Annotated in this window: 18 protein-coding genes and 1 tRNA gene; 8 read left to right on the top strand and 11 right to left on the bottom strand. The window is 60.9% G+C overall.

What is annotated here, in order from left to right:
* A partial coding sequence (locus tag FAS41_RS27995; protein WP_138526575.1) for a hypothetical protein occupies nt 1-396 on the bottom strand: 396 nt, incomplete at its 3' end.
* Between the two features lie 132 nt (nt 397-528).
* Nucleotides 529-804 carry an XRE family transcriptional regulator gene (locus tag FAS41_RS27990; RefSeq protein ID WP_138526574.1) on the bottom strand — a complete coding sequence of 92 codons (276 nt, stop codon included), beginning with the start codon at nt 802-804 and terminating at the stop codon, nt 529-531.
* Nucleotides 805-924: 120 nt separating this feature from the next.
* Here FAS41_RS27990 and FAS41_RS27985 point away from each other — a divergent pair, with 120 nt between their 5' ends.
* The 5 genes from FAS41_RS27985 to FAS41_RS27960 all read left to right on the top strand — a co-directional run bounded on the left by FAS41_RS27985 (nt 925) and on the right by FAS41_RS27960 (nt 4,669).
* Complete coding sequence (locus FAS41_RS27985) at nt 925-1,149, top strand: DNA-binding protein (protein WP_171049567.1); 225 nt, start codon at nt 925-927, stop codon at nt 1,147-1,149.
* A complete protein-coding gene (locus FAS41_RS27980) occupies nt 1,146-1,361 on the top strand; it encodes a MerR family transcriptional regulator (protein ID WP_138526573.1) in 216 nt (71 codons plus the stop codon). The genes FAS41_RS27985 and FAS41_RS27980 overlap by 4 nt, the downstream gene beginning before the upstream one ends.
* A complete protein-coding gene (locus FAS41_RS27975) occupies nt 1,354-1,743 on the top strand; it encodes a hypothetical protein (RefSeq protein WP_138526572.1) in 390 nt (129 codons plus the stop codon). The genes FAS41_RS27980 and FAS41_RS27975 overlap by 8 nt, the downstream gene beginning before the upstream one ends.
* A gap of 635 nt (nt 1,744-2,378) precedes the next feature.
* Complete coding sequence (locus FAS41_RS27965; RefSeq protein ID WP_138526571.1) at nt 2,379-3,671, top strand: hypothetical protein; 1,293 nt, start codon at nt 2,379-2,381, stop codon at nt 3,669-3,671.
* Nucleotides 3,671-4,669: a phage integrase gene (locus FAS41_RS27960; RefSeq protein ID WP_138526570.1), complete on the top strand. Its 999-nt coding sequence runs from the start codon at nt 3,671-3,673 to the stop codon at nt 4,667-4,669. Before FAS41_RS27965 ends, FAS41_RS27960 begins: the two co-directional genes overlap by 1 nt.
* Here the strand turns inward: FAS41_RS27960 and FAS41_RS27955 are convergent.
* The 6 genes from FAS41_RS27955 to dapA form a co-directional block, all read right to left on the bottom strand.
* Nucleotides 4,649-5,350, bottom strand: a complete 702-nt coding sequence (locus FAS41_RS27955; RefSeq protein ID WP_138526569.1) for a PIN domain-containing protein — start codon at nt 5,348-5,350, stop codon at nt 4,649-4,651. The two genes, FAS41_RS27960 and FAS41_RS27955, sit on opposite strands and share 21 nt — an antisense overlap.
* A gap of 155 nt (nt 5,351-5,505) precedes the next feature.
* Nucleotides 5,506-5,595 (bottom strand) — tRNA-Ser (locus FAS41_RS27950).
* Nucleotides 5,596-5,689: 94 nt separating this feature from the next.
* Nucleotides 5,690-6,400 carry a phosphoribosylaminoimidazolesuccinocarboxamide synthase gene (purC, locus tag FAS41_RS27945; protein WP_138526568.1) on the bottom strand — a complete coding sequence of 237 codons (711 nt, stop codon included), beginning with the start codon at nt 6,398-6,400 and terminating at the stop codon, nt 5,690-5,692.
* 29 nt (nt 6,401-6,429) lie between these two features.
* A complete protein-coding gene (locus FAS41_RS27940; protein ID WP_246084954.1) occupies nt 6,430-7,188 on the bottom strand; it encodes an MBL fold metallo-hydrolase in 759 nt (252 codons plus the stop codon).
* The gene (gene bamC / locus FAS41_RS27935; RefSeq protein ID WP_138526567.1) at nt 7,127-8,317 is read right to left on the bottom strand and encodes an outer membrane protein assembly factor BamC; all 1,191 of its coding nucleotides are present in this window, start codon (nt 8,315-8,317) and stop codon (nt 7,127-7,129) included. Before bamC ends, FAS41_RS27940 begins: the two co-directional genes overlap by 62 nt.
* A gap of 13 nt (nt 8,318-8,330) precedes the next feature.
* Nucleotides 8,331-9,209: a 4-hydroxy-tetrahydrodipicolinate synthase gene (gene dapA / locus FAS41_RS27930; RefSeq protein ID WP_138526566.1), complete on the bottom strand. Its 879-nt coding sequence runs from the start codon at nt 9,207-9,209 to the stop codon at nt 8,331-8,333.
* A 171-nt stretch (nt 9,210-9,380) separates the two neighbouring features.
* On the opposite strand from dapA, the gene FAS41_RS27925 reads away from it, so the two are divergent.
* A complete protein-coding gene (locus FAS41_RS27925; protein WP_024763378.1) occupies nt 9,381-9,938 on the top strand; it encodes a glycine cleavage system transcriptional repressor in 558 nt (185 codons plus the stop codon).
* Between the two features lie 25 nt (nt 9,939-9,963).
* A complete protein-coding gene (locus FAS41_RS27920) occupies nt 9,964-10,437 on the top strand; it encodes a peroxiredoxin (RefSeq protein WP_138526565.1) in 474 nt (157 codons plus the stop codon).
* A 48-nt stretch (nt 10,438-10,485) separates the two neighbouring features.
* Here the strand turns inward: FAS41_RS27920 and FAS41_RS27915 are convergent, their stop codons facing one another.
* Nucleotides 10,486-11,565, bottom strand: coding sequence for an AI-2E family transporter (locus FAS41_RS27915; protein ID WP_138526564.1), 1,080 nt, complete (start codon nt 11,563-11,565; stop codon nt 10,486-10,488).
* 56 nt (nt 11,566-11,621) lie between these two features.
* Nucleotides 11,622-11,873 carry a sulfurtransferase TusA family protein gene (locus FAS41_RS27910; RefSeq protein WP_138526563.1) on the bottom strand — a complete coding sequence of 84 codons (252 nt, stop codon included), beginning with the start codon at nt 11,871-11,873 and terminating at the stop codon, nt 11,622-11,624.
* Between the two features lie 226 nt (nt 11,874-12,099).
* On the opposite strand from FAS41_RS27910, the gene FAS41_RS27905 reads away from it, so the two are divergent.
* Nucleotides 12,100-13,536, top strand: coding sequence for a M48 family metalloprotease (locus tag FAS41_RS27905; protein ID WP_138526562.1), 1,437 nt, complete (start codon nt 12,100-12,102; stop codon nt 13,534-13,536).
* Between the two features lie 62 nt (nt 13,537-13,598).
* Here FAS41_RS27905 and nadA read toward each other — a convergent pair whose 3' ends face one another.
* The gene (gene nadA, locus FAS41_RS27900) at nt 13,599-14,657 is read right to left on the bottom strand and encodes a quinolinate synthase NadA (protein ID WP_138526561.1); all 1,059 of its coding nucleotides are present in this window, start codon (nt 14,655-14,657) and stop codon (nt 13,599-13,601) included.
* Between the last annotated feature and the right edge of the window lie 156 nt (nt 14,658-14,813).

The raw sequence follows: 14,813 nt of genomic DNA, 5'->3' as shown, positions 1-14,813 counted from the left end.
CACTCGGGCTTGCTCTGCTTGAGTTTGAGCAAGCTGTTCAGCGCGCCGCTGTTTTCGAGACTCCTCCTCAGCAGCTATTTGCTGCTGTATTTCTGCTTGGGCGTGTCTGGAGTTTTGTTCAACTTGCCTCATCGTTTGCTCCATATGGGCAGCAGCTTCGTTGAGCGCGGCCTTGATGCGCTGTTCCTGGATGTAGTCGTAGAGAAGCTTTCCGCCCCATAGGCCGCCGACGATGATGATCGCGGCAAGGATGATGGCGTGGCTGGGGTCCATGGGAGTGTGGGCGTGGCGAGGTGGTGTGGCTTTCCGGCCTCGACGTTCGTTGCGATCGTCGATTTCCTCATCCATGTCGAAGCTCAGGCCTTTGAGTTGTTTGTCAGTCTCGCGCCTTTCCATGCACGTCACGTCCCTGCTTGCGGAGAGGCTGTCTGATCACGGGTGCGTCAGACCTAGCCTCTTCTTTCTCCACTATCCCTCGACCGCTGGAGCGCCATGCGTACCAGCGTTTGCTCACTTCAGTGGTGAGCGTCACCTCGCGCCTTGATTGGCCAAATTTTGATTCGCGTCTTCGTAGTCAGGGCTGGTTTGCCCGACCTCTGGCATCACTTCGCCGGTCAGCAACCACCAACGGAACTGCGGGAAAACCTTTGCAATCGCGAGAATCTCCTCTTCCTTGATTTCTCTGTTCTTGGAAGGGTTCTTCAGGTTGCTCCAGGTGTAGCGGCTGATACCGGTTAGCTCCTCGAGCTTGGGAAGCCGGATATCGGACCACGACAGAATGGTTATGACGCGCTGTTTGATCATTACTTATTCATCTAAATAAACTCTAGTCAAATTGACTTGAGCTGAATATGCTTCAATTCAGCTAGAGTCAATCTGACTTTAGCTATTGCCAGTATTGACCAGCATAGTGCAGCAAAGGCCATGAATGTGGAAGGAATCAACCTGTCTCAACGAGACCTTTCTAGCCCGCCTCCGGTGATGCCCTGGAGAGAGTTCGCCGACTGGATCCGCATGGGTGACCGCCATGACGTTGTCTGGGGTTGGATTCGCAACGGCTACATCCCCCACGAGAAGGTCGGCAAGCACGTGCTGGTCAATGTCGCGTTGTTCACCAGCCAGCTTATGGAAAAGGAGATGCCCCTATGAGCGAACACCAATCGAGCCCCGACATTTGCACCATCCCGGCCTTCGCCGAGATGTGCGGCGTGAGTGTTGAAGAAGCTGAGGAATGGGTGCGTAACGGCACCATCCCCTGCACCACCATGGAGGAAATGCGGGTGGTGAACATGGTCCGCTTCCGCGCTGAACTGCTCACTGGAAAGGAGAATTTCGAAGCGGGGGACTACAGCAATGACTAGCACCCGTGTGTCCCTGGATACCGAAAGCGCCCTGAACTATCTGGGGAAAACCGTTCTCTTCGAATTGGTATGGGAGCAAGACCCCGAGCCGCTCTGGTGTCTTCTTCATGTCGTCGGCGTAGTCCTGGCACTCGAAGGCGTTAATAGCGATCCCTACTTCCTCGTCGTCGCGGCCAACGGCGAGAGGCACTATCCGAACGAATTGTTCTGGTCAGACATTCGCACGATCCGGGTGATGCGGCACCGCGACCGGCATGGTTCCGGCAACGTACTGGACCGCATCGCCCACCCTAACGATCCGCGCTCAAGGGCCGCGCTCCCGGCTCGTCGGAACAGCCCTACCGTTCCGGCGAACGGAAGCACGGGCGCAGCGAACCCTTGAACGCATGCCCGTCACCAGCCTCGGCCGGTGAGCGTGGGGCAGCTTCTCCGCCCCGCGCTCCCGAGCCCTCGGCGGCAAGAGCGGGATGACAAGGGCAGAGCCCTTGGTGTTATGGACGTGAGCAAAACTCACGCTCAGCCGGTTGAAAAGTGCGGTTATTGGATAGTGTTGGATTGTGTTTTATCCGGCACGACATTTTTTCAGGTCCGGTTTCTTCAGCGCTTTCTGTGTTGTGATGACCACAGCGGCGCGCCTCAGAGCCCCGTTCTAAAGCCTCTCAACTCCATCATTTCCGAACGCTGAATTACTGGCGCGAGCGCCTGCATTCCAGCGACGGGCACGCTCATGCCCAGGAAATGCAAACGAGGAAAACGCGATGAGCCTAGAGGGACTGATCAACGTCGTTGCTCTCGTACTGATGGCCTACCTCCTGGGCGGCGGCGCTCAGCCCAAGCCACCCACCATCCCCTCCTGTTGGATCAGTCCGGTGCAACTGGAGTGCTGGACGTTCGCCGCGACGCCGGCCGGGAGCGCCAGGCACGAGCGGTAGGCCGAAGGCGCGGCGACGTCCCTGTAACACGTCTAACAACACACGTAGCGATTTGGACATTAATGGATAACGTTGGAGAATTCAGATGGCAAAGTTCAGTGATCAACGTCGACTGCTAGTCCAGCCTGACGGTCAAATCATCGAGTCACCTCGTGGCCGCCTCTTCATCGATGGCTACACGGCGAAAATGACCGACCTCTCTGGAGTACGCGTTTTGCGCTGCGGTGTGGATACCGTCCGCCAGTTGTACAACGGGCTGATTCGCCCGGAAGTCATCGCGCTATTCGACTCCCAGGAACCGATTGTTGAGTTCGCCGGCTACGAATGGTCCAAGGGGCGTATTGGGCGCGACTCCGGGTATCAGTTCCGCCTGCAGAATGCAGACCTTGGCCTGATCCTGCTGATCAAGAACCACAACATGAAGCTGGAGAGCATCGGTTCTCACCTCAAGATTGAGGTTTCGCCGCATGCGATTGATGGCGTGGCTCCGAAGGCGCTCCAGGGACTCATGGATTCACTCGCCGCGGCGGTGATGACTCACTGCGAACCCAACCAGTGCGCTGTCCACATCGCCCTGGACGTGCAAGGTTGGACACCGAAAGAAAACATCGTGGATCGCATGTACTGCCGATCCAATCGGGTACGTCAGATCAGCGGCATCGACCGAATCGAGTTCAATGGCAACGCCTCGGTCTATGGACGTGGTGAAACCTACATGTTCGGTTCGCCGACAGGCATCCAGCTGGCGGTCTACAACAAGTCGCTACAAGCCCGCGCAACCGACAAGCTCGACTACTGGAACGCAGTCTGGTCCACCCATAACGGCAATCCGTTTGGTGACAGCGACGCAGCTTACGACCCTAAGCAGCCGGTCTGGCGTATCGAGTTTCGCTACCACCACACCATCATCAATCAGTTCGCTCAGGGCTCCGTAAAGGCCTCTGGCGGCGTGATCGGCACCCGGACCTATGAAGGTATCTCCCAGCACCTCGATCACCTCTGGGTGTACGGCTGCGAGGCGTATCGGCTGTTGGGTCTACGTACTCAGCATGACCCGTTCTGGACGCTGATCATGCAAGACGTGAAGGTCCAGGTAGAGGCCGATCCGCTCATTGAGCGCGTCGAGTATCGACGTTATCGCAAGACGGCCATGGGCTTCTCCGGCAAGAACTGCGAGATGTTCCTGGGCCAGTTCATCAGCCTGATTGCACGCGAGCGTATCCCCGCAAAAAAGGCGATTGAGTCCGCCTACAGCCTCGAATTCTGGCACGTGATCGAGGACCACTACTTAGCGAAGGGTTGGACTCGGAGGGACCTCGAAAAACACATCAAGAACCTGATCTCAGACCGCTATTTGCGAAGGGGATATGCCGTCTGATGAGCATCACCAAGCTCGATGATGGCCGGTGGTTCGTCGACGTCGAACCGATCAAGGGGAAGCGCTTCCGTAAGCGATTCAAGACCAAGGGCGAGGCTCAACGCTACGAAGCCACAGTTCGGCAGAAGTGCATTGATAACCCAGTTTGGTCGGCTAAGCCCAAAGATCGGCGGAGGCTTTCGGAGCTGGTTGATCGCTGGGCGATACTACACGGCCATACCCTCGCGGACGGCGAGAATCGAAAGCGACTCCTATACATGGTCGCGAAGGACTTGGGCGATCCCGTTGCCAGTCAGCTCACGGCTCACCATTACGCCGAGTACAGGACTCGACTTCTGGCAGCTGGGGCCAATGGGAAGACACTCAATAACCGGCTGGGCTACCTGCGCGCGGTATTCAACGAGTTGCTGCAACTGGGCGACATCGACTTCGCCAATCCGCTCCAGCGCGTCAAACCGCTCAAGCTTCAGGAGCGCGAATTGACCTGGCTGAATGAAGGCCAGATCAGAACACTGTTCGAAGCCATCAGGAACCGCTGCAAGACTCCACACGTCGAGATGGTGGCCCGGGTATGCCTTTCCACTGGTGCCCGCTGGGGTGAGGCGGAATCGCTGGTGCCTGCCCGTGTGCGTGCCGGATGCGTCACCTTCGTGAACACGAAGTCAAAGCGGACGCGCTCTGTGCCCATCGATGGGGAGCTGGAATCCGCATTGCTACAACACTTCCAGGATCACGGGCTGTTCTCCAACTGCCGGAACAGCTTCGACCAGACCATCAAGACCTGTATCGCCCTCCCTGCCGGCCAAGCGTCCCACGTGCTGCGACACACCTTCGCGAGCCATTTCATGATGAACGGCGGAAATATCCTCACCTTGCAGAAGATCCTGGGTCATGGCTCTCTGGCGATGACAATGCGCTATGCCCATCTTTCGCCGGATCATCTGCAGGATGCGGTGAGGCTCAACCCGATGCGAGGACTAGACACGCTCTGGCAATGAGTAGGTGACCTTCTCGCCATTCACTTTCACGAAGCCCTGATCACAGAGCTGCTTGTACACGGCTTCGGCCTCCGCGAGCTTGACTCCACTGGCCTTCCCCAGCGTCGAATGGATCGTGTTGATCAGCTTCGCGATGGTTCTCGGCTTTGCGCCTTTGCGGCTGATAAGGTCATGCATCGCGACTTTCAGCTGGCCGGAGACTGGAGTCTTTGTCTTCTTCGGAGCAGGTTTGCTGGCTGCCGGACTGCTCGAGGGTGACTTGTTTCCACTGGCAGCGGTCGCGGCAATGGTCGCTTCGAGTGCCGGAAGTGCTTTGAAGCAGGGCATCGCCTCGATGCTCTCAGAGCGCACGGCATAGATGCCCTTGCCCTTGAGGTGCTTCAGCAGCGGGTCGAAGCCTTTGTCAGCGGAAATGATATGGAAGAACGAGGTTGGCTCTTCCAGGGCGAGACGGCCAAGGTAATACGCGATATGGAAATCCAGGGCATTGGGGCTCGAAGTCTCTAGAACGACGTATTCGCCCCGCTCTCCCATGCGCTGCATCGCAACGACCAGCTCAGTCGGGAGCTTCGAATTCTTGGGACCAAGGAAGACCCGCAGGCGGAAGTGCGGTTCCTGAAGCAGTTCCAGGGATTTGACCGGGAGGTTCTCGTAGTCGATCAGAACGTAGTTCGTGCGCATCCTTGCATCCTGGGCATTCAAGCTCAGGGCATTGTGCGATAGCTCTGGCGGTAACGAAAGCTCAGCGCCTTCGACACTTCTTCGACAAACGCAGGACGCAGAAAAGACAAAACCCCTGAAACGCTAGGCATTTCAGGGGTTTCGGCCATATGTAATGGCGGAGAGATAGGGATTTGAACCCTAGGAACTGTTGCCAGTTCAACGGATTTCGAATCCGTCCCGTTCGGCCACTCCGGCATCTCTCCGTGCGGCGCGCATGATACCAGCTTGAAGCCTGAAGGCGAAGCCCTGTTTCAGGATTTTTTTCGTGGTATCAGGCGCTTGCGTGCGCTCGTCAGATCAGAGCGGTACGCCGAGGCGATGGGCTACTTCTTCGTAGGCCTCGATAACGTCGCCCAACCCCTGACGGAAGCGGTCCTTGTCCATCTTCTTGCGGGTTTCCTTGTCCCACAGGCGGCAGCCGTCGGGGCTGAATTCGTCACCGAGGACGATCTTGCCGTGGAACAGGCCGAACTCGAGCTTGAAGTCCACCAGCAGCAGGCCGGCGTCGTCGAACAGCTTGTTCAGTACTTCGTTGACCTTGAAGGAGTAGGCCTTCATTTCGGCCAGTTGCTCAAGGGTCGCCCAGCCAAACGCCTGAACGTGGGATTCGTTGATGAACGGGTCGCCCAGGGCGTCGTTCTTCAGGAACAGTTCGAAGGTCGGCGGAGTGAGCTGCAGGCCCTCTTCCACGCCCAGACGGCGTACCAGGCTGCCGGCGGCGTAGTTACGCACGACACACTCGACCGGGATCATGGCGAGCCTCTTGACCAGCACTTCGTTGTCCGACAGCAGGGCGTCGAACTGGGTCGGGATGCCAGCGGCTTCGAGCTTCTGCATGATGAAGGCGTTGAACTTGTTGTTCACCATGCCTTTGCGATCAAGCTGCTCGATGCGCTTGCCGTCGAACGCCGAGGTGTCGTTGCGGAACAGCAGGACGAGGCGGTCGGCGTCATCGGTGGTGTAAACCGACTTGGCCTTGCCGCGATAGAGTTCTTCGCGTTTTTCCATGATGGGCTCCGCTTGCTTAGGGGGTGGGCTCAGGCGATGGTGCGCCAGTCGAGTCCAGAATGCTGATCGGCTACCTGCAGCCAGTCCGGGTCGCACCCAAGGGTGTCGACGAAGCTTTGCCGGGCCAGCTGCGGCGAGTTGTTCTTTTCGCTGAGATGCGCCAGCACCAGGTGCTGCAAGCTTTCCCAGCCCAGCTGGGCCACCAGTTCGGCGGCCTGCCGGTTGTTCAAATGTCCCCACTGGCCGCCCACACGGACCTTGAGTGGGTAGGGATACGGACCGCGGGCCAGCATGTCAGTATCGTGATTCGCCTCGATGATCAACGCATCGAGGCCACGATAGCATTCCAGCACTTGCGCCGTGGCGGCTCCCAGATCGGTGAGCTGGCCAAAGCGCTTCCGGCCATCGGAAAACACGTACTGCAGGGGCTCTCGCGCATCGTGGGAGACGCTCACCGCAGTGACTTCCAGGTCTTTCAGTACCAGGCGGTCGCCGCATTTGAGCAGCCCCGCCGGTGTCACCGGCTTACGCATTCCCTGCAGGGTGCCGGCGCTGAGGTACACGGGTATTCGATGGTGCCGGGCCAGCAGTTCGACGCCGTTGATGTGATCGGAGTGCTCGTGCGTGACCAGTACCGCATCCAGCTGCCCGGGCTCTAAGCCCAGGCGCGCCAGACGGCGGATGGTTTCACGCAGCGGGAAGCCGCAATCGATCAGTATCCGGGTGTCAGAACTGCTCACCAAGGCCGAATTGCCCCGGCTTCCGCTCCCCAGGACCGCGAAGTGCATTCCGCATACTCTCCTGGAGTTTTTCCAACACGCCCTGCGCCACGTCAGCCGGTGCGGAGGTGTTGATGTCTTTGTCGACGGTGATCTGGACGGTGTTGCTCACGCTGGTCAGGCGAACCTGGTAGCGCTGGGCCTTGGCGTCCTCTTCTTCCTTGGTCTTCTCGCCACCGCCGAACAGGCGGCTGAAGAAGCCAGGCTTGTCTTCGTCCTTCTTCTTCGCGCCTTCGGCGATGTTGACGTAGTACACGCCCAGGCTGCGGTTGAGGTCGTCGACACGGATGTCGGCGCGATCCAGTGCTCGGCCAACGCTGACCCAGGCACGGTCGAAGTCGGAGTCGACGGTCAGTACCGGGTTGCCGCTGCCGTCCTTGTTCAACTGGACGGCGCCGGGGGTGTCGTAGTCCGAGTGTGCAGCGAGCAGGGAAACGGAGCCGCCCTTCTCGGCGCTGGTGGCCATGCTAGCGATCATTTCGTCGAGCAGCGCGGCGTCCAGGCTCGGTACGGCCGGCTTGGTCGGCCAGTCACCGCTGGCGGCGCTACCGGCCGGGCGGGTTTCGCTCAGCACGTAGACTTCACTGGTGTTGGTCTGCACGCCCGGCTCGATGCGCACGCGAACGCGCGCTTCGCTGTCAGGCTCGACACCCGACACGCGGCTGCTCAGGCGACGCGCCAGGGGCGCGGAGAGCTGCGACAGCGGCTGCCAGTTGGTGCTGAATTCGCCAGTCTGCGGACGTTCGTTGGCGATGGAGAAGCCGTTGTCCTGGAAGAACTGGTGGGCGACCGGCCAGACTTCGGCCGGCGGACGCTGGGCAACCAGCCAGCGCGAGTCGCCGCTCTTCTGCAGGCTGAAATCGCTGACTTCGCCAGCGCCGGAGAGCGGCTGCGGACGCGGTACTTCGAACTCGCCTTCCTTCTCGGTGCTGGTGGCGACGTTCATCGGGATCGGCAGCAGCGGGTCAAGCTGCTTGCTCTGCATGCCCTCGGGCACCTTCATCGGTGCGGTTTCGCGGGCGTTGAGGTAGTCGTCACCGCGGTCGCGGAAGTAGCCTTCCGGGCCCCACAGCCAGCCGCAGCCGGAGGTGTTGCCGATAACCAGGGCGAGCGCAGTCAGTCCTGCCAGTCGCTTCATGCGAGGGAGCTCCTTAAGCCAGGACGCCGGTCTGGCGCATGGCCTGACGCAGCGGTTCGTGGCAGCGCGGGCTGAGCCAGGTCAGAGGCAGGCGGATGCCCTCTGGAATCAGCCCCATTTCGTGCAGGGCGAACTTGACCGGGATGGGGTTGGATTCGATGAACAGCGACTTGTGCAGCGGCATCAGGCGATCGTTGATGGCGCGGGCGGCGGCAGCATCGCCACGCATGGCGGCGGCGCAGAGGTCGCTCATGGCGCGCGGGGCGACGTTGGCGGTCACCGAGATGTTGCCCTTGCCGCCCATCAGCATCAGCTCGACGGCGGTGGCGTCGTCACCGGAGTAGACGAGGAAGTCCTTGCCGACACGGTCCAGAACTTCCTTGCCACGCTGCAGGTCGCCGGTGGCTTCCTTGATGCCGACAATGTTCGGCACCTTGGACAGGCGCTCGACGGTCTCGGGCAGCATGTCGCAGGCGGTACGGCCCGGCACGTTGTAGAGGATCTGCGGGATGGCCACGGCTTCGGCGATGTGGCGGAAGTGCTGGTACAGGCCTTCCTGGGTCGGCTTGTTGTAGTAAGGGGTCACCAGCAGGCAGGCATCGGCACCACCGGACTTGGCAGCCTCGGTCAGCTCGACGGCCTCGCGGGTGGAGTTCGCGCCGGTGCCGGCGATGACCGGGATGCGGCCTTTGACCTGATCGACCACGCGACGGATCACTTCCAGGTGTTCGTTCACGTCCAGAGTGGCCGATTCACCTGTGGTGCCGACCGCTACGATGGCGTTGGTGCCTTCCTGCAGGTGGAAGTCCACCAGCTTCGCGAGGCTGTCCCAATCCAGTCGACCCTGAGCATCGAAGGGGGTGACCAGCGCCACCATACTGCCCGCAATCATGCAACCGCTCCTGCCGGAAAAAGAAAGCCGTAATGGTACTGTCGCCACCGGCCACGCACAAGGTGACGCAGTGACCCGCGAGCGGCCAGACATTCCCCTCATCGGCGCTTTTCGCTACCCTTTCCCCTTTGTCGATGCGGCCCGCTTGGCCGCCACTCCCAGGAAAGCTGCATGTCCGCCTCTCACCCTCGTGAACAATTTCTTCTGATCAGTGCTCTGGGCCCGAACCCGATGGAGTTGACCAGCGTGCTGTGCCGCACCTGCGTCGACAACCGCTGCTCGGTGGTCAGCAGCCGTCTGACCCGTCACGGCGAGTTCAGCGCGCTGATCCTGCAGATCTCCGGCAGCTGGGATGCCCTGGCCCGTCTGGAGGGTGGCCTGCCGCCCCTGGCCAAACGCCACGGCTTCACCCTCAGCGTCACCCGCAGCAATGTCCACGTCACCCGCGCCCAGGCCTTGCCCTATGTGGCCTATGTCAGCGCCGTCTATCGCCCGGACATCCTCAACGAGCTGTGCCAGTTCTTCATCGATCACAACATCGAGTTGGAGAACCTCACCTGCGACACCTACCAGGCGCCGCACACCAACACCAGCATGCTCAACGCCACCCTCACCGTGACGCTGCCGGCCGGCACCCAGATCAGCTGGCTACGCGATCAGTTCCTCGACTTCGCCGATGCCCTGAACCTGGACGCGCTGATCGAACCCTGGCGTCCGCAGCATCCGTAAGGGTGCTCTCAAGGAGAAAATCCCAATGGCAGTCGAACTGAACAAGCCCGTCGCCGATTTCCAGGCACCGGCCACCAGCGGCGTCGAATTCCGCCTGTCCGAACTCAAGGGCAAGCAGGTCGTCCTGTATTTCTATCCCAAGGACAGCACCCCAGGCTGCACCACCGAAGGCCAAGGCTTCCGCGACAGGATCGAGGACTTCGCCAAGGCCAACACCCTGGTGTTCGGCGTCTCCCGCGATGGCATCAAGTCCCACGAGAACTTCAAGGCCAAGCAGTGCTTCCCCTTCGAGCTGATCAGCGACAAGGACGAAGCCGTCTGCCAGTTGTTCGACGTGATCAAGCTGAAGAAGCTCTACGGCAAGGAATACATGGGTGTTGACCGCAGCACCTTCCTGATCGATGCCAAGGGCGTGCTGCGCCAGGAATGGCGCGGCGTGAAAGTGCCCGGCCACGTGGACGCCGTGCTCGCCGCCGCCCAGGAGCTGAACAAGGCTTGAGCCGCACTGCGAAAATGAAAAAGGCCGCTGATCAGCGGCCTTTTTCTTTTACATCATCGGGCTGACTTGTGGCTCAGCCACCGGCTGGCGCGGCCAGGCATCCAGCACGGCCTTCACCAGGGTCGCCAGCGGGATAGCGAAGAACACGCCCCAAAAGCCCCACAACCCACCGAACAGCAGCACCGCACAGATGATCGCCACCGGGTGCAGGTTCACCGCCTCGGAGAACAGTAGCGGCACCAGCACGTTGCCATCCAGCGCCTGGATGATCGCGTGGGCGGCCATCAGGTAGATGAACTGGTCGCTCCAACCCCACTGGAACAGCGCAATCATCGCCACCGGCACGGTGACCACCACGGCCCCGATATAGGGCACGACCACTGACAGACCAACCAACAACGCAAGCAGCGCCGCATAGTTCAGCCCCAGCACGGCGAAGGCAATGTAGGTCGCCACGCCGGTAATGAATATCTCGATGACCTTGCCACGGATGTAGTTGGCGATCTGCTGGTTCATCTCGTTCCACACCTGCTTCATCAGCCCGCGTTCGCGGGGCAGGTAGCGGCGGAACCAGTGGTAGAAGCGGCGGCGATCCTTGAGGAAGAAGAACACCAGGATCGGCACCAGCACCAGGTAGATCATGATGTTGACGACCACCGGCAGGCCCGACAGGGAAAAGGTCAGCGCCCACTGGCCCAGTTGCCCCAGTTCACTGCGTGCCGCCTCGACGGTGCGCAGCACCTGCTCTTCGGTGACCATCTCCGGGTAGCGCTCAGGCAGCATCAGCAGGGTCGCCTGCCACTCGCCGAGCATGCCGGGCAGTTCATTGAACAAGGTGAACAACTGCTTCCACACCAACGGCACCAGCACCAGCAGGAATACCGCGAGCAACCCGAGGAACAGCGAATACACCAACCACACCGCAAACAGGTGCGGCACTCGCAGGCGCTCCAGCACGCCGACCATGCCCTGGATCAGGAAGGCGATGACCATCGCCGCCAGCACCGGCGCGAGCATCCCGCCGAAGGCCAGGATCACGGTGAATCCCAGACCGAGAATGACCGCCAGCACTATCGCCTCCTCGTCGGAGAAATAGCGCTGCATCCAGTCCTGCAAAACCTTGAGCATGTACAAACCTGCGAAACGACTGAGGGTAACATCCCGGTTACCCGGAAACTTCAGGACTACTTCTTGCGTAGCCAGTAGCGATAGACGCCGGCTTCGACCTCTTCATGCAGCAGCGAGTGCCCGGCAAGCTCGGCAAAAACGCGAAAGTCGCGCTGGGAGCCAGCGTCGGTGGCAATCACCTTGAGCACCGCCCCACTGGGAAGGCGGTTCAGCTCGAGCTTGGCCTTGAGCAGCGGTAACGGACAATTGAGACCGCTGGCGTCCAGCTCCGCGTCACAGGCGGGGACAGACGGCGTGGAATCGGACATCGAACGAACTCCGGTCAGGGCGCCCAAGAATACCGAAAGCGTTGGAAAAGTAACCAGGCCCGGCCGAGACGCTGTTCATTAATCAAGCCGTCAGCATCAGGGTCTAGAAGGGCGACAAAGCAGAAAATACCCGATTCGAATTGCGCCGCACTTCCGTCCTGCAAACTAGGCATAGGCGATAGCGTACGGCTAAAGTAGAGCCTTTCTCGGAACGAGCCTCGTGTACATGAAAGTACTCCGCCCTGCCCTGCTGTCGCTCGCTGTCGCTCTCGCCACGCCGGCTCTGGCGGATGACCTTCCTTCCCTGGGGGACGCCAGCTCGTCCATTGTTTCCCCGGAGCAGGAATTCCAGCTAGGCCGCGCCTGGCTGAGCATGCTGCGCAACCAGGTCGACACGCTCAACGATCCGCAACTCAAGGACTACGTCGAGTCCAGCGTCTATCGTCTGGCCGAGTCGAGTGAACTGCAGGACCACCGCCTGGCCTTCATCCTGATCCGCGACAAGCAGATCAACGCCTTCGCCGCCCCCGGCGGCGTGGTTGGCGTGAACGGCGGCCTGTTCATCTATGCCCAGACCGAAGGCGAATACATCGCGGTACTGGCGCACGAACTCGGCCACCTGAGTCAACGCCACTTCGCCCGCGGCATCGAGGCGCAGCAGCGCATGCAGGTACCAGTGATGGCCGCCATGCTCGCCGGCATCATCGCCGCCGCAGCCGGCGCCGGTGACGCCGGTATCGCCGCCATCGCCGGCACCCAGGCCGCAGCCATCCAGAACCAACTGCGTTTCTCCCGTCAGAACGAGCAGGAAGCCGACCGTGTCGGCGTTGCCACCATGGTCCGCGCAGGCTACGACCCGCGCTCCATGCCCAACATGTTCGAGCGCCTGGCCCGCCAGTACCGCTACGAGGGCAAGCCGCCGGAATTCCTGCTGACCCACCCGGTCACCGAATCCCGTATCGCCGACACCCGCAACCGCGCCGAGCAATATCCCAAGGGTGGCAAGGAAGACTCACTGCGTTATGAACTGATGCGCGCCCGCGTCCAGCAGATGTTCGAGGACACTCCGGGCATGGCCAGCAAGCAGTTCCGCGCGCAGCTCGACGAAGACCCGAAGAATGATGCCGCCCGCTACGGCCTGGCGCTGTCGCAGACCAAGATCGGCCAGCTCAACGACGCCCGCAGCAACCTGCAGCAACTGCTCGCCAAGGCGCCCAACGACATCAGCTACAACCTGGCGATGGCCGACGTCGATATCACCGCGAACAAGCTGCCCGACGCCCAGGCACGGGTACAGAAGATGCTCGGCCAGTACCCGGACAGCTACCCGCTGATCCAGGCCAATGCCGACCTGATGATGAAAACCAACCGCGCGGCCGACGCCGAAAAGACGCTGTTCAAGCTATCCCAGCGCCGTCCGCTGGACCCGGACGTCTGGAGCCGCCTGGCCGACGCCTGCACCTTGAGTGGCAACGCCATTGGCGTGTACCAGGCCCGCGCGGAGTACTACGCGCTCACCGGCGACTACAAGCAGGCGATCGAGCAGCTGGACTTCGCCAAGCGCCGAGCCGGCGGCAACTTCACCCTGGCCGCGCGCCTGGATGCCCGACAGCAGGAGTTCCGCGACCAGGAACGCATCCTCAAGGAAATGATGGGCCGCTGAGCCATTCCCTCGCCCATGAAAAAGCCCGGCATCTGCCGGGCTTTTTCATTCATGCAATCTGATCAGGCATTGCCCGCCAGCTTCAGCTTCGCCGCCCGGGTGAAATCGAGCATGCGCTTGAGCGGTTTGATTGCCTTGGGAATCAGCGCCGGGTCGACGAAGATTTCACCCGAACCTTCCTTCAGGCACGCCAGGGTGCGCTCCAGGGTATTCATGGCCATCCACGGGCAGTGCGCACAGCTGCGGCAAGCCGCGCCGTTGCCGGCGGTGGGCGCTTCAATGAACTCCTTGTCCGGGCACAGCTGCTGCATCTTGTAGAAGATGCCGCGGTCGGTGGCGACGATGAAGTGCTTGTTCGGCATCGTCTGTGCGGCCTTGATCAGCTGACTGGTGGAGCCCACGGCATCGGCCAGGTCCACCACCGCCTCCGGCGACTCGGGGTGCACCAGGATCGCGGCGTCCGGGTAGATCGCCTTGAGGTCTTCCAGCTGCTTGGCCTTGAATTCCTCGTGGACGATGCAGGCACCGTCCCAGAGCAGCATGTCGGCGCCAGTCTCGCGCTGGATGTAGCGGCCCAGGTGCTGGTCCGGTGCCCAGAGGATCGGCTCGCCGTTGTCCATCAGGTGCTCGACGATTTCCACGGCGCAGCTGGAGGTCACCACCCAGTCAGCACGCGCCTTCACCGCTGCCGAGGTATTCGCGTAGACCACCACGGTGCGTTCGGGATGCTTGTCGCAGAAGGCGGAGAACTCCTCCACCGGGCAACCCAGGTCCAGCGAACAGGTTGCCTCCAGGGTCGGCATGAGTACGCGCTTTTCCGGGTTAAGGATTTTTGCGGTCTCGCCCATGAAGCGAACACCGGCCACCACCACGGTCTGCGCCGAATGCTGGTTGCCAAAACGGGCCATTTCCAGCGAATCGGAAACGCAGCCACCGGTCTCTTCAGCTAGCGCCTGGATCACCGGATCGCAGTAGTAGTGCGCGACGAGCACGGCGTTCTGCGCTTTCAGCTCGGTGGCGATGGCCGCACGGTAGTCAGCCTCTTCCTGTGCACTCAGGATCCGCGGCTGCTTCGCCGCCAGATGGGCCTGGACCAGCAGGCGTTCGGAAATCTGGGACATCGTGTGAAAACCTCAACAGGCACGGTCTGATTATGCCGGCGATTTTATCACCACCGCCCTGGATGCGACGCGGCGTCGATGGCCGTACAGCAGACTTTTTCCGGCACATGGCAAAAGCCCCGTGATCTTTCGATCACGGGGCTTTCACAGGATTTG

The organism is Pseudomonas nicosulfuronedens, assembly GCF_005877905.1.
GTDB lineage: Bacteria > Pseudomonadota > Gammaproteobacteria > Pseudomonadales > Pseudomonadaceae > Pseudomonas > Pseudomonas nicosulfuronedens.
This window is presented reverse-complemented; position numbering and strand designations above follow the sequence as displayed.